Source organism: Bacillus sp. ISL-4 (assembly GCF_018613275.1).
GTDB lineage: Bacteria > Bacillota > Bacilli > Bacillales > DSM-1321 > Peribacillus > Peribacillus simplex_E.
This window is the reverse complement of sequence record NZ_JAGGQN010000007.1, coordinates 1-21248: the sequence shown is the minus strand read 5'-3', so window position 1 is coordinate 21248 and position 21248 is coordinate 1. Positions and strand designations below refer to the sequence as shown.

The window sequence follows — 21248 nt, the reverse complement described above, 5'->3', positions numbered from 1 at the left end:
GGAAAGCCTCCTTTCTGTATAACTGTGTAGCCGGTTTATTTTGTTGAAATTTTCACTTCTGCGTTCATTCCAGGCAGAACTTTATCGGATGGTGCTTTAATGGAAATTTTAACGGGAACTTTTTGCGTGACTTTTGTATAGTTTCCGCTGCTGTTCTGATTGCCCATTACTGAAAAGACAGACGTTGTAGCATAACCGATTTGTTCCAATGTTCCTTCAAAAACGGTATCGGGATCTCCATCGATGATAATATCGACGCTGTCACCTTTTTCAATATTCTTCAATTTATTTTCTTCAATATTAGCCGTTATGGATAGATCACCCATATTGATGGTCTGGGCAAGAGTTTGACCCGCTTGTACAAGTTGTTCATCATGCACTTGTGTTTTAACGATTGTACCTTGTGCTGCTGTTTTTACAGCTTCTTTTCCATCTAAAGAAGTTACGTTAGCCACATTATCATTCTTGTTGACACTGTCGCCTTCGTGTAAGTCCCAATCTGATAATTTACCGGCAGCAGGGGCAACGATGGTATATAGATCTCCTGTCACTTTTGCTTCATCCGTTTTAATGAAATTCGTGCTTTCATAATAGTAATAACCCCCACCGGCTACTACCGCCAATATAATAACCAAACCAATAACATTAATTAAAACTAAACGTCCTCTATTCACTTGTTTCGCCTCCAAAAAATATTGATGATTGATTCTTGTAGTCCTTTAAAATGCTTCATTGTTTTGTTAAAAGACACCAGCCTCCTATATCCAATGTTTATTTGTTAATTTAAATAAATATTAACTTTTGTAAGTATTAATATTATAAGTAAAGAGTTTAACAGTTTAATTAATTTTTGTCATGTAATTTATTCGGAAAATTAGTGGGAAATAAATACATATAAATAGTAAAAAAATGAATTTTTTTAAGTTTTAAGGATATTTGGCAAGTAAATTTGACAATGGAATGTCATTTAATTAAATTTAAGAGGTAGGATTGTCCTATATAAGGAGTGAGAAGGCTGGATTTTAAATGGGAACTAACCAATAGTATAGAAATGCAGATTTTTAGGATTAGGAAGAAACTTAGGGCTATCGTAGCGAAAAATCTTCAGCCTTATGGATTAACGTCGCCTCAGTTTTTCATATTATTGATATTGAAAAAAGAGGGGTCGATCAAATCGACCAAGCTGGCTGACTTCTTAACAGTAAAGCCAAGTGCGATTACCGTTTTTGTAGATAAGCTGGTCGAAATGGATTATGTGAAACGGCAGCCCTCTGAAAAGGATCGCAGGGTCATCAATCTTGAATTGAAAGAGGCAGGGGAAGCGATTTTGGGGAGAGTCCTTGCGGATCATAACCAATTGATGGGCAAGAACTTCAACTCATTCTCGGAAGATGAGCTGCAGGATCTTTTGCAGAAATTGGATACGATTGAAAAGGCTGCTGATAAGAACCTTTTGGATGATTGAATGAGGGGCCTGCTCGAAATAGAGACGAAAAAAGACGGTTCCCGGGAACCGTCTTTTTTAATCTTCTTCATACTGGACAGATAATTCGTTATCTTCCTTATGGAAGGACTGGAAGCTAACGATCAGCTTTTCAAGATGCTCCAATTGTTCGTCATATTCTATGACTGCAGAAATCAATGGTACAAGGCGGGCAGAGAGATGGCCCAGATTATCATGCATTTCGTCCACTTGATTTTGCTGTTCGAAAAAGTGAGCGAGCAGCTCTTTACGACTTAGACAATCCTGGTCCCAATCTTCAATCTCGTCGATGGACTTGATTTTTTCGATATGCAGTAATATCAATTGTTCATGCTTGCGGATCAAGGAATCAAGCTGCTGTAAGATGCTCCGTTGGAAATCTTCAGGCATTTGATATACTTCATTCTCGAATTTATGGACTCTCTTCAAGGTTTCAAACGCTTTTTTTGTCGTTATGATCATCTGCCGATAAACGACAAGCTTTCTTGCTTTAGCTACACTGTTCTTCTTGAAATATTCCCGTTCCTCTTTGTACATGGAATAGATATGTTCCAGATCGAGTAACTCCGCCTTCAATCGGCTGATGTCTTTTTTCAATAAAGTGTGTTCTGTAGCATGCCTTGTGCTGATTCTGATCCATTTCAAAATGTCTTCCGTTACATCTGTAATGCGTGTATAAAGCTTTGCTTCGTACTTTGGAGGAATGAAAACCAGATTCACGATGAACGAAGAAACGATTCCAAGCAAAACGGATGAGAGACGAATAAAGGCAAAATTCAGGAATTCCCCGTCCTGGCTTTCCATGATGGCAATGACCGTCACGATGGAAAGGACAATCGTTTTATCCATTTTCAGTTTTAAATTGATGGTTATGACAACCATTACGGCAAGACCGATTATAAAAATATCATTTCCGAACAACAAAACGAAGGAGACAGCAACCAATGCGCCGATGATATTTCCTTGAACTTGCTCCAACACCGTTTGATATGAACGGTAAATGGTCGGCTGTATTGCAAAAATTGCAGCAATCCCAGAAAGGACAGGAGCAGGAAGATTAAGCAGTTCCGATAGATAAAGCGCTAAAACAATTGCTATTCCTGTTTTGAGAATGCGGGCACCAAACTTCATATATGAGTTAATCCTTTCTTTGTGTTGTAATGGATCGTGGTAAGAAGAGGCTCTATTTATATATAGGCTTTTGCTTAAAGTTGTATTCTAACTTATTTGTTAGTACTTTACACTAAAATAAGAAGATGTAAACAAAAAGTAATATACAGGATTTTCCTAAGAGTTACAATAGTTAAAATCAAGTTTAATATATAAAGAAACGATAGGCAATTTCTTGATTGCTTTCAACTGTGTTTTTCCATCGTTTAAAGACTATTCTAGAGGTATATGACTGGAAAAGGCTGATGCTCGAATTGAAGAGCATCAGCCTTTATTAATATATCTTCGGCATCACTCCGTGGATACGGCAGGATCCGCCTGTTCTTTAACTGGAACGACCTGAAGGAAGTGCTCTCCAGGATTTTGAAGCAGTGTCTCTAAAGAGGCCGCTTCTTCGGGTTGGCCATGATCTTTCAAGAGGGCCGTGTATTTGCCCAGAAGTTCAGCCACATCCTGCAGGCCTTTTGCGGATAGGGGATCAATGGAAATCTTTGCCCCTTTCGCAACCCGTTTCTTAATGACCTCTTTGGTTAATCCAGATTCGGGCTGTTGCCGTAAATAAACGACACCGCCTGTCATCCCTGCGCAAATCCATGGACCGGGATCACCCAGAACTAAACCTCTTCCATTTGTCATGTATTCAAAAGCGAATCCCTTAATATTGGAAGTTACCGCAATATTACCGTTTTCCTTTTCAGGAAGCGGTTGTTTCAATAATCCCCCAATGATCATATCCGCTCCGGAAAGCCGGATTCCCGCCCTGGCATCGGCATCGCCTTGGGCAATGAGGAGACCATGCTGTGCACCGTAACCAAAGCCCTTACCGACGGAGCCATTGTAGAACTTCCCATCTTTTCCTGGAGATTTAAAGATGGCAATATTACCGCCAATCGATGTTTTGCCAATGCCATCCTGGGCACCGCCATTCACGCTGATTGAAATTCCCTCCGTATTGTATGCCCCAAGTCCATTACCCGGGATGGAACCATCCTGGTAGGATAGGTGAACGGGAGGAAGTTTTTTGTATGATCCATCCAATCTGCCCCTAACGCGGTGACAGGACACCCTGCTGCCGAGTACACGCTGCTCGGAAGTGATCGAGCTATAGCTACGGGATTGCTGCAGATCATCTACATGCGAATCAAGATATTCAGCGCCAACAGCTACCTGCATGGAGCCTTCATTCAAATATGCCGCCGTTTCTTTATGGGAGAACGGTGTTATATCCAGGTTTTTCAATAAATAGGTTAAATCCAATGATTGTTGACCTTTAACTTGCTGTAGCAAATCGGAACGTCCGACGATATCCTGAAGATTCTTCACCCCAAGTGACCCGGTCAAAGATTTGAGTTCTTTTGCAAATGCACTGAACATATTCGTTAAACCTTGAACGGCTAAATCAAATTTTCGTGGAACAAAACGGCGCAGCCCATGTTCTTTCGCCTGCGCTTCCGATTCAATTTGGGTGGCGATTCCCACATGGCAAGTATCAAGGTGACATCCGCGGCACGTCGTACAGCCGACGGCAATCATCGAAAGGGTCCCAAAACCTACACGGTTTGCACCAAGCAGCATTACCTTCAATACATCCATCGAGCTTTTTAACCCACCGTCAGCCCAAATTTCAACATTCTGTCGGATACCTGACTCAAGCAGCGCATTATGGGCCGCTTTAACACCAATCTCAACTGGTAGCCCGACATGTGCGAGTGCATGGATCCTGGCAGCACCCGTTCCGCCATCAAAACCAGAAAGCGTTATGATATCGGCCCCCGCTTTTGCGACACCGACAGCAATCGTACCAATGTTTGGAACGACTGGTACTTTGACGGCAACTTTCGCTTTGTCATTTGCCGTTTTTAGCTCATGGATCATTTGGGCCAAATCTTCAATTGAGTATATATCATGGTTATTGGAAGGGGAGATCAAATCGGAACCGATTGTTGCATTTCGGGCTTCTGCGATTTTCGCTGTGACCTTGGAACCGGGAAGGTGACCGCCTTCACCAGGTTTTGCCCCTTGCCCAATTTTAATTTCCAATAGATTTGAAGAGTTCAAGAGTTCTGCATTGACACCGAAACGGCCGGAAGCGATTTGCTGTCCGCGGGATTTCGGGTACTTGCCCAGCATATCCTTTATTTCCCCGCCTTCACCATTCATGCTGATCATGCCTAACCTCTCGGCAGCTTCCGCATAGGCCCGGAAAGCAATCTCATTTTGTGATCCAAAGGACATGGATGCTATGACGAACGGCAATTCCTGTTCGCCGACCGAAAGACTGACTTCTTCAGAAGGGATGGAAGCATCCGAAGTTTTTAATGATGTCAAGTGGCGGATCGTCGTAGGATTGGATTCTTCCTGTTCGGTAATCTTTTCGCGATACGCATCATAGTCACCGGTTGAAGCAACTTCTCCAATAGACTTCCAAATCCTAGGGAACAGATGGAAGGTCTTACCCATCCGTTCTTTTTCATTTCCGTAATCTTCCGCCCGCTGGATGGCATCTGCCTTGATTTTATCAAAATTATAGTCCAGATCATTGGATCCGAAGAAGTTAGCCACATTTAAATATTTCGCGATTTCCTCATGTAAACCGATGCTTGAGAAAAGTCTTCCATAGCCGCGCAGCTCATGAATGCCAATGGTCGATATGACTTTCTCAAGCCCTTTCGTCAAGGAGTTATATAGGTTGGTAACCCCCTTGATGTCATCTGAAGATAAGGAAAGGAACATATAATAGGGGCTGATTAAGTTTGCCCCAAGACCATAAGAAACGATGATATCATGCAGTGACCTTAGCGATGCTGAACGTAAAAGGATGGAACAATCACGGCGCTTGCCTGTGCGGACCAACGCTTGGTCGACGGCTGAAGTGACAAGGTGGGGATCAAGCCAAAGGTTGCCGTTTTGATGGGCAAGGGCATCATCCAGAACGAGCAGCGTTTTTCCTTCATCCACTGCATTGATACTTTCATCCGTTATCCTGGTCAAGGCATCCGTGATGTTTTCAGCCTCATTGAACGTGCTTGAAATGAAGTGCACGAGTTTTTGATCTTGGTTATATTTAATGAACTGATCATAGCTTGGCTGCGATACGATTGACGAGCACCCATAACCCGTTGATCCTTCAATCAATAACGGAGTCAGCAGCTCCGTGACATTTCCAGCATTATTCGCTTCGAATAGGGAAGGACGTTTTCCGATGATGGTTCTTGTTGAGAAGTGCTCAGTTTCCCGGTCCCGGTCGATCGCTGGGTTAGTTACAACGGCCACACTTTCCTTGATGAAATCAGCGATGTTGGTCCGCTGGGCATTAAGTGCTGCCAGCGGCGCATCGTGACCAAGTGAACGAATAGGCTCAGCGCCTTTTTCGGCCATCTGTTCCACTAATTGTACATGCTCCCTTTCCCACCCAAAGGCTTTATATTGACCATTATGAATGGCTTGCGTGTTTGTCATGGAGATAACCTTTTCAAAAACTTGGGGCTGTAAGCGGACTCGGTCATTGGAAAGGACGAAACGATCATTGAAGAGTTCAAATACTTTATCCTGATAATCTTTGTATGTGTACAATTCAATACGGTCGCCGTTCCACTTCAAACCGATTTTTTCCCCTGGACCCATCGGTTTCGGATCTCCGGTATATTCACTGGAAGGGATGATTCCTGGTTCGGAAGTGAACATATAGGATGATTCCGTTTCAATGTTCCAAAGTGGGCGCAAGCCTAAAGAGTCGACAGAGAACACGGCTTCATCGCCGAAACGGGAGATGATGCCTGCCGGACCTTGTGCAAAATGACCCCATGCTTCCCTTAAATACGTATATAAGTCTTGTAAGTGCTCGGGATATTCCTTGATTTCATTGATGATTGGCGGAAACATAAGATCGACAGATTCAAATAAAGAGTAGCCATGACGGCAGATGAAAGTCTCGATCGTCTTGTTTAAATCCTGTGAGTCGCTTCCATCTTTAGCGATGGGAACTCCGATCATTTTCGCTTCATCACGCAATTTGGCGATGGTATTGATTTCGCCATTATGACCAAGTACACTGAAAGGCTGGACCCGGAAGAAGCTTGAGAGAGTATTAGTTGAAAAACGATTATGTCCCAGTGTCATGGTGGAGGCAGCCAAAGGGTCTGCAAGATCAAGATAATAGGCAGGGAGCGTATCCCCCGCACCCATCACTTTGTATACCGCATGATGCTGGCTTAATGATGCAACATGGATGAAATCACTTTTTTCGATGTCGGAAGTCAGCTCAAAAAGAACATTTGAGAGCTCCTGGTTATTATTGATGGTGGAGGAACAGGCAAATTGCCAGAACACTGGGTCTTCTTGAATGGCAATCGGTCCCAATGCCTCGGAGCGGTAGGTTTTATCCGTTTCGAATATCAATGAGAGACCATGCTGGAGCAGTTTCTCCTTGACTTCGATTTTTAAGTCGTTAGCTTCTGTTTTTTTGCTTAAAAATAAGTGGCCGACAATGAAGGAATCTTGATCGACGATGCTTGAATCGACATTTACCGCTTCAAGCTTCTTTTTCCAAAGAGCCCGGGGAATATCGATATGGATGCCGGCGCCATCGCCCTCACCATTGATGAAGCCGCAGCGATGGTTCATTTTAACCAAGGCGTCGATACAGGCAAAGATGTTTTCGTTAGTAGGGATTTTCTTTTTTTCGATGCAGGAAACGATACCGCAGGCATCATGTTCTTCCTTGTGAAATTCTTTGAATGTAGCAGGTGTCCATTGTTGGGCCATATATGTGGCTTGAATAAGGTTTCCCTTATTCTCTGCCTTTCACCTCCTGTAGCATGTGTTTAATGGGGGAAATATTAGTAAACCCGAACAATAGTCCAAGTTTTGATAGATTGAAAGAAAGTGTATAAATGTATCCATATCATATCATTTAAATATTCAGAAATCAATTTTTTATACAATGGGATGGATGCTGGGAATGATGGGATTTATGTGGGAAGTGGCCTCAAATGCCAATGTTAAAGATTTATTACAGGGAAATAAGAAACCCCCAAGATTGATGTACATCCTGAGGGTGTATAAAAAATGCATAATTATGCTGATTCGATTTATTATATTAGGTTTTTGAATGCATGTTCAACCGCTTTTAGAGTATAAGCGATATCGTCATCCGTGTGGGCAATTGTCAAGAACCAGGCTTCGTATTTGGACGGTGCCAAATTGATTCCCTGATTGAGCATGAGTTTGAAGAACTTAGCGAACATTTCGCCATCCGTATTTTCCGCCTGCTCATAGTTTACGATCTTTTCTGTGGTGAAATAGATCGTCAATGCCCCTTTAAGGCGGTTGATGGTGATCGGTACATTATATTGGCGGGCCGCTTTCAGGATACCTTCTTCAAGGATTTTACCCAGCCGGTCAAGCTCTTCGTACAGACCCTCTTCTTTAAGTACTTCTAAGCAAGCTATCCCGGAAAGCATGGAAGCAGGATTTCCTGCCATCGTACCAGCTTGATAGGCAGGTCCCAGCGGGGCGACAGAATCCATGATTTCTTTTTTACCGCCATAGGCACCAATAGGAAGCCCGCCCCCGATGATTTTTCCGAGCGCGGTCAAATCGGGTTGAATTCCCAAGTAGTCCTGTGCCCCTCCATACATGAAGCGGAACGCTGTGATGACCTCGTCGAAAATGACGATTGATCCGGCTCCGTGCGATAATGAAATGACTTCTTCCAAGAAGCCAGGGCTTGGTTCCACGATTCCAAAGTTGCCGACGATCGGTTCTACCAGCACGCCTGCAATTTCAGTGCCCCATTTATCCAGTGCTTCTTTAAATGACTCGATATCATTGAAAGGTACCGTGATGACTTCTTGTGCGATGCTTTTTGGAACGCCGGCAGAGTCCGGTGTACCTAAAGTGGACGGGCCGGAACCTGCAGCGACAAGAACGAGGTCGGAGTGTCCATGGTAACAGCCTGCAAACTTGATGATCTTATCCCGTCCTGTGTAAGCGCGGGCAACGCGGATGGTGGACATGACGGACTCGGTTCCTGAATTGGTGAAGCGGACTTTATCCATGGATGGTATGGCTTCTTTCAACATTTTGGCAAATTTGACTTCATGTTTTGTCGGTGTGCCGTATAAAACGCCCGTTTCTGCAGCTTTAACGATGGCCTCCGTAATGTGTGGATGCGCATGACCTGTGATGATTGGGCCATATGCAGCTAAATAATCGATATATTTATTGCCATCAACATCCCAGAAATAAGCACCTTTGGCATGATCCATCGCAACCGGTGAACCGCCGCCTACAGCTTTGTAAGAACGGGATGGACTGTTTACCCCGCCAACGATATGTTCTAATGCCTCTTTATGTAAAAGTTCCGAATTACTAAAATCCAATCTTAAAACCTCCTAAAAATATAAACATATTTCCTCTTTATCATAGCACTTTTCCGTCCGTAAATCTGGGATGGAAGGCTAGGAAATGTGATTAGTTCCCTGGTGGAAACGCTGCAGCCCTAGAACATCAGGATTCCGGGCCATCATTTTGTTCCGGAAATGGGCGCGGATCCCAAAACTCCGGTTATGAAAGTAAGAATGGCCAAGATGGTGTCAGGGTTTTCGATGTCGAATGATTGGCGGTTCATTTCGCCCTGGGCTTGGTAATAGATTAGATGGCCGGTTCCTTTCTCTTCATTAATGCAAAGATGGAAACTGATGGGTGTGCTTTCGATCGACCCGCTGGAATCTCTTTGGATGACCTGGCATAATAATTCACCGTACTCATCTTCATAAAGGAAGTCATATCGAAGGTCGAAAACGACCTTTTCAATTTGGGATAGTAATAATTTTTTGATATTCATAGCATACTCGTCTCCTTTATTATATGTATCTGATACAATGATCATTTCGCCCTGAAAATGGTATTTGGCATCCGAGCATTTTTATTGTCTAAAAAGGTTAGGTTGGATAAACTAATTCATTAGGACAAGAGATTACGGAGGATGTAACAGGATGAGTGATGCAATTCAAGTGAAACAGCTTCGGAAGGAATTTAAGTCGGCATCAAGCCGTTCTGGTCTAAAGGGTGCCTTCCGGGATTTACTTACAAGAAATTATAAGATCGTCCCTGCCGTCAATGATATCAATTTTACTGTAAAAAAGGGTGAGATGGTAGCTTATATCGGTGAAAATGGTGCAGGGAAATCGACCACGATCAAAATGCTGACAGGTATTTTGGAACCGACAGCAGGTGAAATCACGGTCAATGGAATGAATCCACATAAAGAAAGGGAAAAGTTCACTCAGACAATAGGAGTCGTATTCGGTCAGCGCTCACAGCTTTGGTGGGATATTGCAGTTCAAGAATCCTTTAGGCTGCTAAAAAAGGTCTATAAGGTAACGGATGAACAATATAACGATCATATGGAACATGTCATCAAGACGCTCGATATCGGACCTTTGCTGGACAAGCCAGTGCGTAAACTTTCACTTGGTCAGCGGATGCGCTGCGAGCTTGCGGCAGCCTTGATCCATAATCCGCCTTTGCTGTTCCTGGATGAGCCGACGATTGGACTTGATGTACTCGTGAAAATGAAGATTCGTGAGTTCCTGAAAGAAATCAATGAGAAATATAATACGACGATCCTTTTGACTACCCATGATTTAGGTGATATTGAAGCATTATGTGAGCGCGTAATCATGCTTGATGAAGGACAGATCATTTATGATGGGGAATTACAGAGTTTGAAAGATAACTGGGCTGAGGAAAAACAAATCCATTTTCAATTCATCGAGCCGATCGCATTGAAGGAATTGCAATCATTGGCGCTCCCATTTAGTGCCAACTGGGTTTATGATGAGAAAAATCAAACATACATTGCCTTGTTGAAAGAAGAAAGTGATCATATTTCACAGCTTGTTTCGGCTGTTGTAGCTCATTTTAAAATAAAGGACATCAAAATCCATGAAACGTCCATTGAAGAGATTGTTCGCAACATTTACGAAGAAGGCACTGTCTGACTCTCTTATCATTAAGAAACAACGTGTCTATCAAGAAGGGGGAGGGCCATGGGAAAGTATCTTGCAATGATTCGCATGCGTTTTTTGATGATGCTTGCGTATCGAACGGATTATTATACCGGCATTTTAATTTATAGCATTAATATCGGTGCCTATTATTTCTTATGGAATGCGATATATGGAGAAAAAAGTTCCATCGAAGGACTTTCAAGTATGCAAATGACAACCTATGTCGCGGTTGCATGGATGGCGCGCGCTTTTTATTTCAATAATATTGACCGCGAAATCGCCACTGAAATTAAAGACGGCAAGGTCGCCATTGAAATGATCCGGCCGTATAACTATTTAGGCATGAAAACGATGCAAGGACTTGGGGAAGGGATATTCCGTTTCTTCTTCTTCTCGATTCCAGGAATGCTGCTGGTAGCTTTCATTTTTCCTATAGAATTACCGCACGAGCCGGCTACGTGGGGGATGTTCGGCATTTCCTTGCTGTTCAGCTTCATCATCAATACACAAATTAACTTATTGACGGGGATCACTACCTTTTTCTTATATAATAATGCCGGATTGATCCGGGCTAAAAGGGTTATCATTGATTTATTTTCCGGTCTGCTGCTGCCCATCAGTTTCTATCCGGTATGGGCGCAGGAAGTGATGAAATATTTACCCTTTCAAGGGATCAGCTATGTACCAAGCATGATTTTTACGAACGGGTACAGTTCAGGCGAAATTGGCATGGCGCTTTTACAGCAGATAATTTGGTGCATCATTCTCATAATACCGATTCAGCTTTTATGGATAGTCGCAAAAAAACAGCTGATTATTCAAGGAGGTTGACGGGATGTTTTATGTATCGATGTTTTTTCAATATGTGAGTCAATATATGAAAACCAGATTGCAATATAGAGCCGATTTCTTCATGGAAATCCTATCTGACCTGCTGAATCAGGTCGTGAATCTGGTATTTATCTTAGTCGTTTTTGGGCATACCCAATTTTTAAGCGGCTGGAGTCGTGAAGAAATCATATTCATTTATGGATTCTTCCTTATCCCATTTGCCCTTTTTTCTGCCTTTTTCAACATCTGGGATTTTAATGACCGCTATATCGTCAAAGGTGAAATGGATCGGATATTAACAAGACCGATACATAGCCTGTTTCAAGTCATTTTAGAAAGAATCGAACTAGAAGCGTTATTTGGTGTTGTGACCGGTTTGATCATTATATTCTATTCGGGGATTTCATTGGATCTTCAGCTTGCGTGGTATGACCCGATTCTTTTCATCATTTTTGCAATAGGCGGGGCCCTTGCTTATGCAGCCATATTCGTTGCGATAGCAAGTATTGGGTTCTGGTCGGATGCGAAAACATCCATCATGCCAATGATGTACAATATCGGGAACTACGGGCGCTATCCAGTTGATATTTATAATAAGGTCATCCGTTTTGTCCTTACATGGGTGCTGCCATTCGCGTTTGTTGGTGTCTATCCGGCATCTTATTTCCTAAGAAAAGAAGAGTGGTATGCATATGCATTTGCCACACCTGTAATCGGGGTTGCCTTTTTCGTGATATCCGTTTTCATATGGAATCAGGGAGTGAAGAGGTACCGCGGGGCAGGGAACTAAAAAAACCCCTTCAACAGCATTCATGTTGAAGGGGTTTTTTTTTAGTTCCGTTTTTTCTTTCTTTCAAAATATCTTACTTGTGCTTCAACATATTGCTGCTTATCCTCTTCCGTTTCCGGAATGACCTGAGGTACGTTTGTCGGTTTACCGTCTTCATCGATGGCCAGCATCGTTAAAAAAGCGCGTGCCGTAAGCTGTTTTTCACCGGTTAATAGATTCTCACGCTCCACTTTTACGAATACCTCCATTGATGTGCGATGAGCACAGGTGACATAAGCTTCAAGGTTGATCACATCCCCTGTCTTGATGGGTGCCAAAAAATCAAAAGAGTCGCTTGAAGCAGTCACAACGGGTTTTCGACAATGGCGCATAGCTGAAATGCAGGCTATTTTATCAACATATGCCATTACTTTTCCGCCAAAGATGGTATTGTGATGATTTGCATCCGGTGGAAAAACAAGGTCGGTTAAAAAAGTCCGTGACTGCTGTGTTGGATGGCAACGTTCTTTTCAATCATTGGCCTGTTGGTTTGGCTAAAAGGTTTTCACGGACGATTTTTGCTGCTTTGACCATGTTTTTCAGGGAAGCGACGGTTTCCGGGATACCCCTTGTTTTCAGGCCGCAGTCGGGATTGATCCAAAACTGGTCTTTATCCAATACCTTGATGCCCCGTTCAATCATATCGACCATTTCTTCCACTGCGGGCACACGCGGGCTGTGAATATCATAAACACCCAGGCCAATCCCTTTTTCATATGTTTTTTCCTCGAATGCGGAAGCAAGCTCCCCATGACTACGAGATGTTTCGATGGAAATTACATCAGCATCGAGGGAGGAGATGACATCCATGAAACTGTTGAAGTCGCAATAGCACATATGCGTATGAATTTGGGTTGTATCCTCCACGCTTGATGTGGATATCAAGAATGAATTCACAGCCCAGTTCAAATACTCGTCGCGATCGCTTTTTTTCAATGGCAGACCTTCTCTAAGTGCAGGCTCATCAACCTGAATCATTTTAATTCCAGCGGATTCCAATGCAATGACTTCCTTTTCCAAAGCGAGTGCCAGTTGATAACAAACATTCTCCCTTGAAATATCATCACGGACAAATGACCAATTCAAAATCGTAACAGGACCAGTAAGCATTCCCTTTACCGTCTTCTTCGTCAGTGATTGTGCGTATACACTTTCCCTGACTGTCATCGGTTCAATGAAATGGATGTCGCCGTAGATGACTGGTGGTTTCACGCAGCGGGATCCATAGGATTGTACCCAACCCTTTTCCAGAAAGACGAAACCGCCTAACTTATGGCCGAAGTATTCAACCATATCCGTCCGTTCGAATTCCCCATGAACGAGAACATCCAAACCGATTTCCTCTTGGATTTCGATCCACTTGCCGATTTCTTCGTTAACGAATGTTTCATATTGCTGAGCGGACCAATCTCCTCTTTTGAATTTCCCGCGAGCTTGTTTAACTTCAAGTGTCTGCGGAAAGCTACCGATCGTAGTCGAAGGAAGGAAAGGCAATTTGAAAAATTCCTGTTGTTTTTGGTAACGCTCTTTAAATGGAATGTGACGGCCGGCGGTCCTGGTTTTAACCTTTTCGACTTTCGATTGTACAGTTCCATGATTCCGTGCATTTGAACTTGCTAACGTTTGAACCGTAAATTTATTGGCATCGACTTTTTCGGCGATTGCTTCAAAGCCTTGATTATTCCCTTTGACCAAAAGTGTGATTTCCTCAAGTTTCTCATCAGCGAAAGCAAGGGCCTGTTTCACTTCTTTTGAAAGAACGGTTTCATTACGAACGGTCACTGGTACATGAAGCAGGGAACAAGAGGGCTGAAGCCAGATTCGGTCTTCGGCTACCTTTTTCTTAAGAGTCTCGATCAATTGAATTTTTTTCGATAAATCAGATAGCCAAATGTTTTTTCCGTCAATCACACCTGCAGCAAGCACTTTGTCCTTCGGGAAGCCGAATGCTTCAAGATTACTTAAATTCCTCCCTTTATCATGTACAAAATCAAGACCGATTCCTTGGACTTTTAATTCGATGACTTCTTGGTAGTGTTCAACGGCATCAAAGTATGTTTGTAGCATGATGTTCAGGTTAGGTGCTGCTTCGTTCAGCTTTTCATAGAGGTAAGTAACAGTTTGCATATCATCTTTGGAAATGGATGAAACAAGAGAAGGTTCGTCCATTTGTACCCACTTAACGCCTTCTTGCTCCAACTCCCGCAGGATTTGCGTGTATAGGGGAAGCAAGCTCAGGATGATACCAGGCGTCTCTTGTTTATTGAACCCTTTGGAAAGGGAGATGAAGGTAAAAGGTCCGATCAACACGGGCTTCGTTTCAATCCCTAGCTTTTCCTTGGCTTCCCGATATGCTGCAAGTGGTTTATTTTCTGTTAAAGTCAGCTGTGGCAGTTTTAATTCAGGGACAATATAGTGATAGTTCGTATTGAACCATTTCGTCATTTCGGAAGCGACTTCGTCATTGTTTCCGCGAGCCATTGAATAATATACGGAAAGGGGAATCCTACCGCCTTCATAGGCTGAATAACGTTCAGGAACAAGACCGAACATGACGGACATATCGAGCATTTGATCATAGAAAGTGAAGTCGTTGACAGGAATGATATCAATGCCCCGTTGCTTCTGTTTTTGTAAGTTGCCTAAACGGATTGCCTTTAGTTGTGCCGTAAATTCCGCTTCATCGATACTACCTGACCAGTAAGCTTCCAATGTACGTTTCCATTCACGATCTTCCCCGATTCGAGGGTAACCCAAACTACTGCTTTTCAAAATTCCCATCCTCCTACATTCATTTTATTGAACAATAAAAAAAGCATCCCCAACCTTCAAAAGAGAAAGTTAGAAATGCTTAAAATAAGAGGCATCCAGAATGCCCCTTACAATTATAAGGTCCCTAACACCTCCCTATCTCCCGTAGGTTAAAACAGTGTTGTCGAAATAGGCAGGTCTCCTGACTTAGGGATTATCATTAGCGGCGGGCCTTCCCGATCCTTTGATCAGTGGCATATTGGATGGCGCTAACACTCCCATTACAGTGGCGGGACCGTGCCGGAATTACACCGGGCTTCCCTTTTAATCCTAATTTAAAATTAGGAACCTATTTCCACATATGAAATTTTACAAAACCTGACTTTATAAACTGTTTGCGGGCTAAAGATTTATAAAATAAAAACTATTATAAAAATTTAGACAATCTTAACATATCCGACCAAAAGGGTCAACATGGAAAAAAGATTCGGGAAAAGTATCCGTTTATTGGGTGTGTGGGTGATAAGGATGAGGTCTGTACCTAAAAAAGAATATATTGTTTGGACAGGGAGTATGTATAGAGGGAGTGGCGTTTTGAAATGGGGCGTGGGGGATGACTTTCTACATCTTGATTGCAGGAATCATTTTTTGCATGGTGATGAGCATTCGTACGTTATTTCTTGTTGAGTCGGGAGGAAAGAAGTTTTCTCTGGAGGATATGCTGTGGCTTGGCAATTTATATGCGACGATATTGGTTGGATTTGCACTGATTTATTTATTATACGAGCTTCAGAATCATTCGGTGATTCTTGATATGGGCAATCGGTTGGATGGTACTTTCTATGAACAGTTGAAGACTTCCTTTTACTTCAGTGCGATGACGATGTTTTCTGTAGGGTATGGAGATATAGCCCCGATTGGCATGGGCAGGATGATAGCTACCATTCAGGCTTTCATCGGGTATACACTGCCGGCTGCGTTCGTGATTCGGACAGTTATCGATTTGGAGCAGAAAGATAGGAAGGATAAATGAAAGTTGTGTTTCTTTCGATTATTGGGTACTCTTACCATAATGAAAGAAATGGAGGGTTCACTATGACTGTTAAAATTGGAGAAAAAGCACCTGATTTCAAACTCCCTGCAAACAATGGTGAAATGGTTTCCCTATCGGATTTTAAGGGGAAAAACATTGTTTTGTATTTTTATCCAAAAGACATGACCCCAGGTTGCACGACGGAGGCCTGTGATTTCCGGGACCATAATGAGCAATTCGAGGAATTGAACGCGGTCATCATTGGTATTAGCCCAGATCCAGCGGCACGTCATGAAAAATTCATCGAAAAGCATGGATTGCCTTTTCTGCTGCTGGCTGACGAAAATCATGAAGCGGCCGAATCATTTGATGTGTGGCAATTGAAAAAGAACTTCGGCAAGGAGTATATGGGCATTGAACGTTCAACTTTCCTGATAGATAAGGCTGGTAAGGTAGTCAAAGAATGGCGTAAAGTAAAAGTCAAAGGCCACGTCGAAGAAGCGCTTGAAACTCTTCGCGACCTCGAAAAATAAGGGACAGGCAGATGAAGGATGAGCGAATAACGAAGCTTGCGGCCAGGCTGATTCATCATTCGATACAAATACAGCCAAAAGAGAGAATCCTCATACGAGGGCATATCAACACGAAACCATTATTGAAAGAGCTGATTGATGAAATATACAGAGTGGGTGCTTATCCATATGTAGAACTCGAAGACGATGAGATAAGCCGCCACCTGTTACAAGGGAATGTGAAGGAACAACTTGACACATCTTCGCAATGGGCTCTGAAAAAATATACGGATATCGATGCAGTCATCATCATTACAGGGGAAGAAAACGATGTGGAAATGACTGATGTTCCCATCGAGAGGCACCGTCTTCAAGGTGAGGCCATGAATTCCCCCACTCTTTTCTATGTAAACAACCGACGTTGGGTCTTACTTAATTATCCCACCAACGCATCAGCGCAAAAAGCAGGCATGACCTTCAACAGGTACCAAGACTTTCTGTTGAACGTATGCACCATGGATTACGGGAAAATGGAGGCGGCCTTGAAACCGTTAAAACAATTGATGGAACGGACTGACAAAGTCAGGATCGTTTCACCAGGGACAGATTTGACCTTTTCCATTAAAGGTATGCCGGCCATCATATGTGCCGGAAAAAAGAATTTACCGGATGGGGAAGTGTTTACGGCACCCATAAAAGATAGTCTCAATGGAAGGATATCCTTCAACACACCCACAACCTATGAAGGAATCACCTTTAGTGACATAGCATTAAACTTGGAAAAGGGAAAAATCATTAAAGCAACTTCCAATCGTGACTCTGAAATGAACCAAATTCTGAATATTGATGAAGGGTCCCGGTTTATCGGGGAGTTCGCAATTGGAATCAATCCATACATATTGGAACCTATGGACGATATATTGTTCGATGAGAAAATAAACGGGAGTCTGCACTTGGCTATTGGGCTTGCCTATGAAGAAGCGGATAATGGAAACCGATCATCGATACATTGGGATATGGTCTTGATTCAGCGTCCCGAATATGGGGGCGGTGACATCTATTTTGACGACGTCCCGATTAGAAGGGATGGCGTTTTCATTTTGCCGGAATTACATGCATTAAACCCAAATTCTTTAAAATAAAGCCTTTTTTAATAAGGGTAAGGCTTTTGTCCAACTCAAAAAGGGGACACCTGAATATGCTTTATTAAGGGAATACCTCCTCAGAGAAAGTTGCGCGGGACACATAGAGCCCGTGTTTTTTTATGTTAATTAAAAGGGAGAGATAAACATGTTAATACTTTCGACTGTCATTCCGAATGAAGGCATCCAAACGAAGATGATGGAAGCTTTTCCTGATTTGAACTTCATTTATCAAAAAGGATGGACGGATGGGCCGCTTCGTGAAGCGGAAATCCTAATTACATATGGTGAAGACTTAACTGAAGAAATCATTGGGAAAGCGGCGAACTTGAAATGGATCATGGTCATGAGCGCAGGGATGGAATTAATGCCATTTAAAGCCATTGAGGAACGTGGCATTCTGGTGACCAACGCAAGAGGCATTCATAAAATCCCGATGGCCGAGTATACGATAGGGATGCTTTTGCAATATGAAAAGAAATTGAAACTGCTTATGAAGAATGAAAAGGAAGAATTGTGGGATAGAAAGATTGAAGTAGGAGAATTGAATGGCAAGACTATGCTTGTTATTGGTGTCGGTGCAATTGGAGGAGAGGTGGCTCGTCTTGGGAGAGCCTTTGGGATGACGACTATGGGAGTGAACAGGAGCGGGAAGCCAGTGGAATCCATCGATCACCATTATACTCTGGATAATTTATTGGAAGCCATACCGGGAGCCGATTATATCGTATCCGTCCTGCCAAGTACTGATGAAACGAAGGGCCTTCTGGAAAAAGAGCACTTTAAAGCAATGAAAGAATCTGCAGTATTCGTGAATATTGGCCGCGGCGACCTGATTAACGATGAAGTGTTGATCGAAGCGCTGGATGCCGGGGAATTGTCTCATGCCATCTTGGATGTATTTGATCCGGAACCTTTGGGAAAAGGGCATCCGTTTTGGAGGATGGAGAATGTCACAGTCACACCGCATCTATCAAGTAAAAGCGGAGAATATTTACCAAGAACCTTTGCCATTTTCGAAAAAAACATGCGTGAATACTTGAAAGCTGGAAAAGGCTTCACCAACGTAATCGACTTAACTAGGGGATACTAAACTCAATGCAAAAATGGTAAAGATTCAATGTGTTCATGAATAAACTAAAAAAGAATGGTTAAGCCATTGAATTATTGACAAATTCAACGCATAAAAGGTACACTATTTATAAATATTATAATTTAAGAATTCATACTTAATGAGAAAAAGAGGTGGATGACGGTGTCTGAAGTTCAGTTAAAAGAAGCGTTGGATTCCTTAAAAGATACCGGTGTAAGAATAACTCCTCAACGCCATGCGATACTTGAGTATTTGATAAGCTCCATGTCCCACCCTACCGCGGATGATATATATAAAGCGCTGGAAGGCAAGTTTCCGAATATGAGTGTGGCAACGGTTTATAACAACCTGCGTGTGTTCCGTGAGGTAGGTTTGGTAAAAGAACTTACGTATGGTGATTCTTCTGCAAGGTTTGATTTTGTAACGACGAATCATTATCATGTAATTTGCCAAACTTGCGGGAAAATTGTGGATTTCGATTATCCTGCATTGGATGAAGTCGAGCATTTCGCTGCACAAGTCACCGGTTTCAATGTTAGTCATCATCGGATGGAAATCTACGGCGACTGTACGGATTGTGCGAAAAAAGAATCGCATTAAAAAAGTTCCTCCACTTGGTTGGAACTTTTTTTATGTTATCAAAAAATGATACAATTGTTAATGACTTCTTGAAAGGGAATTCAGCTAGCGGAATTCCTCTAGTCATGCAGGCTTTTCCGGTTGTATTTTTCGTTGAATTCTTCGCCTTCCAATTTTTTGTCAAGTGTCAATGGTTCTTCACAATGCATGCAAATATCTACACGCCCCAGTATTTTTGTATGTTTGCTGCAGTTAGGGCAGACAACCTGGATCGATTTTGTAGAAAGCATTCCAATCCAAAAATAAACCCCTGTGCTTGCGATGATGAATAAAAGGCCAAGCACCATGAAAATCGTCATGACAACAGGATTCGTTTTGAAGAAAAGCCCAAGGTACATTACGATAAAGCCAATGAAAATCAAACTCAAAGCAAAAGTACGTATTTTATTGATTTTGCTAGAATATTTAGCCATGGATTGTCCCTCCTAAAATATAACTTTAACTATAACATAAACAATGGATGGAACAAAAAAGAAATAAAGGATACATATTACTTTTAAGTTGAAATAGTTTGGGGTAAGGGAAATAAGCAGGAATTTGAAGAGTTTTGTCGAAAATCTAAAAAAAAAGGTTTTGGAGGAATTTATAATGGAAGATATCCTTCGCCCGATTTATCAAGAGCGAGCAAGTTTAAAATCTACACTTGGAATCTTGTTAATAGAAAAAAGAGATGATAATAGCCCGATTACCGATACATTTGACTACATCCTTTTTGTAATTGCAGACGAAGCCGAAGAGGCCGTGTTTTTAAAACATTACACTTACCAGGATAAAAAGGCAGCCTTGCATATCGTAAAGGAAGACCAGTTAAAAGAATGGCTCCTATTAGGCACGAACCGCAAAGTGGTTGACTGGATATATAACGGGAAGGTCCTTTTTGACCGGAATGAATATTTGGCTCGTTTGAAAACCGAGATCCGTGAGTTCCCCTTCTATGGAAGGAAGTTAAAGATGGGGATGGAATTCGCAAAGTTAATTCGCAGGTACATGGATGGGAAAAGCTTCTTTGAAAAAGGCCATCATCTTGAGGCATACAACCATATCGTTCATTCCCTGCATCACTTGGCCCGTTTGGAAATAATTGAACAAGGCTTTTATCCGGAGGTTACGGTCTGGAACCAAGTGAAGCATATGGAACCTGAAATCTTCAAGTTGTATAAAGAATTGATCAGCAGTGAGGAAACTCTCGAAAAAAGATTGGAGCTTCTATTCCTTGCGAGTGAGTTTCTTATTTATTCTAGGACGAATGCGGGTTCACAGCATTTGGTTGAAATAATGGGGACGAAAGAAGAACCGTGGACGATTGCGGAGCTAATGGAGCATCCGGAAGTAAAGTTTTATTCAGTCGACCTAGGTGTTTTATTGGAATATTTGATAGAGAAGAAGGTAATCGATGTCATCAAAGCGGAGACAAAAGGGCACGAGGTATATCATCGGTTTTATCGGGTATCAAAAAACTTTTAAAAAAATGCAATTTTATTGTTGACCATTAATAATATAGGTGTTATATTAATACATGTCGCTGCGGGACATCAGCTTTCGCAGCTTCATCAAAACGAAAATAACTTAAAAAAAATAAAAAAACATGTTGACAACGAAGTTGGAAACATGATAAGATGTAAAAGTCGCTTACGAAGTAAACGACAACGAAATTGCTCTTTGAAAACTGAACAAAACAAAGCGCCAACGTTAAATTTTAAGTGAGCACACACTATCAAAAAAGCAAATGAGCAAGTCAAACATTTCTTCG

The 21248-nt window shown here is 42.2% G+C and carries 17 protein-coding genes, 1 pseudogene and 1 riboswitch; of the genes and pseudogenes, 10 read left to right on the top strand and 8 right to left on the bottom strand.

Annotation, left to right across the window (positions count from 1 at the left end; all coding sequences use genetic code 11):
• Positions 1 to 35: 35 nt before the first annotated feature.
• Positions 36 to 674 (bottom strand): biotin/lipoyl-containing protein, encoded by a 639-nt coding sequence (locus J7J00_RS03535; RefSeq protein ID WP_214787495.1) that lies wholly within the window; start codon positions 672 to 674, stop codon positions 36 to 38.
• Positions 675 to 1051: 377 nt separating this feature from the next.
• Here J7J00_RS03535 and J7J00_RS03530 point away from each other — a divergent pair, with 377 nt between their 5' ends.
• Entirely contained in the window at positions 1052 to 1465 is a 414-nt protein-coding gene (locus J7J00_RS03530) for a MarR family winged helix-turn-helix transcriptional regulator (RefSeq protein WP_076371209.1), read from the top strand.
• A 57-nt stretch (positions 1466 to 1522) separates the two neighbouring features.
• On the opposite strand, the gene J7J00_RS03525 is transcribed toward J7J00_RS03530, so the two are convergent.
• The 4 genes from J7J00_RS03525 to J7J00_RS03510 all read right to left on the bottom strand — a co-directional run bounded on the left by J7J00_RS03525 (position 1523) and on the right by J7J00_RS03510 (position 9500).
• Positions 1523 to 2614 carry an FUSC family protein gene (locus J7J00_RS03525; protein ID WP_144527982.1) on the bottom strand — a complete coding sequence of 364 codons (1092 nt, stop codon included), beginning with the start codon at positions 2612 to 2614 and terminating at the stop codon, positions 1523 to 1525.
• A gap of 330 nt (positions 2615 to 2944) precedes the next feature.
• Entirely contained in the window at positions 2945 to 7417 is a 4473-nt protein-coding gene (locus J7J00_RS03520; RefSeq protein WP_214787493.1) for a glutamate synthase-related protein, read from the bottom strand.
• 329 nt (positions 7418 to 7746) lie between these two features.
• Entirely contained in the window at positions 7747 to 9036 is a 1290-nt protein-coding gene (locus J7J00_RS03515; protein ID WP_214787491.1) for a glutamate-1-semialdehyde 2,1-aminomutase, read from the bottom strand.
• A 143-nt stretch (positions 9037 to 9179) separates the two neighbouring features.
• Positions 9180 to 9500 (bottom strand): hypothetical protein, encoded by a 321-nt coding sequence (locus tag J7J00_RS03510; RefSeq protein WP_214787489.1) that lies wholly within the window; start codon positions 9498 to 9500, stop codon positions 9180 to 9182.
• A 151-nt stretch (positions 9501 to 9651) separates the two neighbouring features.
• On the opposite strand from J7J00_RS03510, the gene J7J00_RS03505 reads away from it, so the two are divergent.
• The 3 genes from J7J00_RS03505 to J7J00_RS03495 are packed head-to-tail and all read left to right on the top strand — an operon-like array spanning position 9652 to position 12289.
• Positions 9652 to 10659, top strand: a complete 1008-nt coding sequence (locus tag J7J00_RS03505) for an ABC transporter ATP-binding protein (protein ID WP_214787487.1) — start codon at positions 9652 to 9654, stop codon at positions 10657 to 10659.
• 48 nt (positions 10660 to 10707) lie between these two features.
• Positions 10708 to 11499: an ABC transporter permease gene (locus tag J7J00_RS03500; RefSeq protein WP_214787485.1), complete on the top strand. Its 792-nt coding sequence runs from the start codon at positions 10708 to 10710 to the stop codon at positions 11497 to 11499.
• A gap of 4 nt (positions 11500 to 11503) precedes the next feature.
• Positions 11504 to 12289: an ABC transporter permease gene (locus J7J00_RS03495; RefSeq protein ID WP_048678294.1), complete on the top strand. Its 786-nt coding sequence runs from the start codon at positions 11504 to 11506 to the stop codon at positions 12287 to 12289.
• Between the two features lie 41 nt (positions 12290 to 12330).
• Here J7J00_RS03495 and J7J00_RS03490 read toward each other — a convergent pair.
• Together J7J00_RS03490 and metE are read right to left on the bottom strand one after the other, a co-directional pair.
• A pseudogene (locus J7J00_RS03490) lies at positions 12331 to 12783 on the bottom strand (acyl-CoA thioesterase); the annotation flags it as partial.
• A gap of 19 nt (positions 12784 to 12802) precedes the next feature.
• A complete protein-coding gene (metE, locus tag J7J00_RS03485; RefSeq protein ID WP_214787483.1) occupies positions 12803 to 15109 on the bottom strand; it encodes a 5-methyltetrahydropteroyltriglutamate--homocysteine S-methyltransferase in 2307 nt (768 codons plus the stop codon).
• A 145-nt stretch (positions 15110 to 15254) separates the two neighbouring features.
• Positions 15255 to 15447: riboswitch (cobalamin riboswitch) on the bottom strand.
• A gap of 245 nt (positions 15448 to 15692) precedes the next feature.
• Between metE and J7J00_RS03480 the strand changes: the two genes are divergently transcribed.
• The 5 genes from J7J00_RS03480 to perR all read left to right on the top strand — a co-directional run bounded on the left by J7J00_RS03480 (position 15693) and on the right by perR (position 19459).
• Complete coding sequence (locus tag J7J00_RS03480) at positions 15693 to 16112, top strand: potassium channel family protein (RefSeq protein WP_034305333.1); 420 nt, start codon at positions 15693 to 15695, stop codon at positions 16110 to 16112.
• 62 nt (positions 16113 to 16174) lie between these two features.
• Positions 16175 to 16645: a thioredoxin-dependent thiol peroxidase gene (bcp, locus tag J7J00_RS03475; protein WP_191929754.1), complete on the top strand. Its 471-nt coding sequence runs from the start codon at positions 16175 to 16177 to the stop codon at positions 16643 to 16645.
• A gap of 11 nt (positions 16646 to 16656) precedes the next feature.
• On the top strand, positions 16657 to 17766 hold the full coding sequence (locus J7J00_RS03470) for an aminopeptidase (RefSeq protein WP_214787481.1): 1110 nt from the start codon (positions 16657 to 16659) through the stop codon (positions 17764 to 17766).
• A gap of 148 nt (positions 17767 to 17914) precedes the next feature.
• Entirely contained in the window at positions 17915 to 18859 is a 945-nt protein-coding gene (locus J7J00_RS03465) for a D-2-hydroxyacid dehydrogenase (RefSeq protein WP_214787479.1), read from the top strand.
• A 156-nt stretch (positions 18860 to 19015) separates the two neighbouring features.
• On the top strand, positions 19016 to 19459 hold the full coding sequence (gene perR, locus J7J00_RS03460) for a peroxide-responsive transcriptional repressor PerR (RefSeq protein WP_076371177.1): 444 nt from the start codon (positions 19016 to 19018) through the stop codon (positions 19457 to 19459).
• 98 nt (positions 19460 to 19557) lie between these two features.
• On the opposite strand, the gene J7J00_RS03455 is transcribed toward perR, so the two are convergent.
• The gene (locus J7J00_RS03455; protein WP_214787476.1) at positions 19558 to 19911 is read right to left on the bottom strand and encodes a YgzB family protein; all 354 of its coding nucleotides are present in this window, start codon (positions 19909 to 19911) and stop codon (positions 19558 to 19560) included.
• A gap of 175 nt (positions 19912 to 20086) precedes the next feature.
• Between J7J00_RS03455 and J7J00_RS03450 the strand changes: the two genes are divergently transcribed.
• On the top strand, positions 20087 to 20962 hold the full coding sequence (locus tag J7J00_RS03450; protein ID WP_141994507.1) for a nucleotidyltransferase-like protein: 876 nt from the start codon (positions 20087 to 20089) through the stop codon (positions 20960 to 20962).
• The last annotated feature ends 286 nt before the right edge of the window (positions 20963 to 21248 follow it).

Coding starts and splice junctions, on each gene's coding strand:
- J7J00_RS03530 (WP_076371209.1), top strand. CDS start 1,052: ATGCAGATTTTTAGGATTAGGAAGAAACTTAGGGCTATCGTAGCGAAA.
- J7J00_RS03500 (WP_214787485.1), top strand. CDS start 10,708: ATGGGAAAGTATCTTGCAATGATTCGCATGCGTTTTTTGATGATGCTT.
- J7J00_RS03465 (WP_214787479.1), top strand. CDS start 17,915: ATGTTAATACTTTCGACTGTCATTCCGAATGAAGGCATCCAAACGAAG.
- J7J00_RS03480 (WP_034305333.1), top strand. CDS start 15,693: ATGACTTTCTACATCTTGATTGCAGGAATCATTTTTTGCATGGTGATG.
- J7J00_RS03450 (WP_141994507.1), top strand. CDS start 20,087: ATGGAAGATATCCTTCGCCCGATTTATCAAGAGCGAGCAAGTTTAAAA.
- J7J00_RS03455 (WP_214787476.1), bottom strand. CDS start 19,911: ATGGCTAAATATTCTAGCAAAATCAATAAAATACGTACTTTTGCTTTG.
- perR (WP_076371177.1), top strand. CDS start 19,016: ATGACGGTGTCTGAAGTTCAGTTAAAAGAAGCGTTGGATTCCTTAAAA.
- metE (WP_214787483.1), bottom strand. CDS start 15,109: ATGGGAATTTTGAAAAGCAGTAGTTTGGGTTACCCTCGAATCGGGGAA.
- J7J00_RS03510 (WP_214787489.1), bottom strand. CDS start 9,500: ATGAATATCAAAAAATTATTACTATCCCAAATTGAAAAGGTCGTTTTC.
- J7J00_RS03520 (WP_214787493.1), bottom strand. CDS start 7,417: ATGGCCCAACAATGGACACCTGCTACATTCAAAGAATTTCACAAGGAA.
- J7J00_RS03525 (WP_144527982.1), bottom strand. CDS start 2,614: ATGAAGTTTGGTGCCCGCATTCTCAAAACAGGAATAGCAATTGTTTTA.
- J7J00_RS03470 (WP_214787481.1), top strand. CDS start 16,657: ATGAAGGATGAGCGAATAACGAAGCTTGCGGCCAGGCTGATTCATCAT.
- J7J00_RS03495 (WP_048678294.1), top strand. CDS start 11,504: ATGTTTTATGTATCGATGTTTTTTCAATATGTGAGTCAATATATGAAA.
- J7J00_RS03505 (WP_214787487.1), top strand. CDS start 9,652: ATGAGTGATGCAATTCAAGTGAAACAGCTTCGGAAGGAATTTAAGTCG.
- bcp (WP_191929754.1), top strand. CDS start 16,175: ATGACTGTTAAAATTGGAGAAAAAGCACCTGATTTCAAACTCCCTGCA.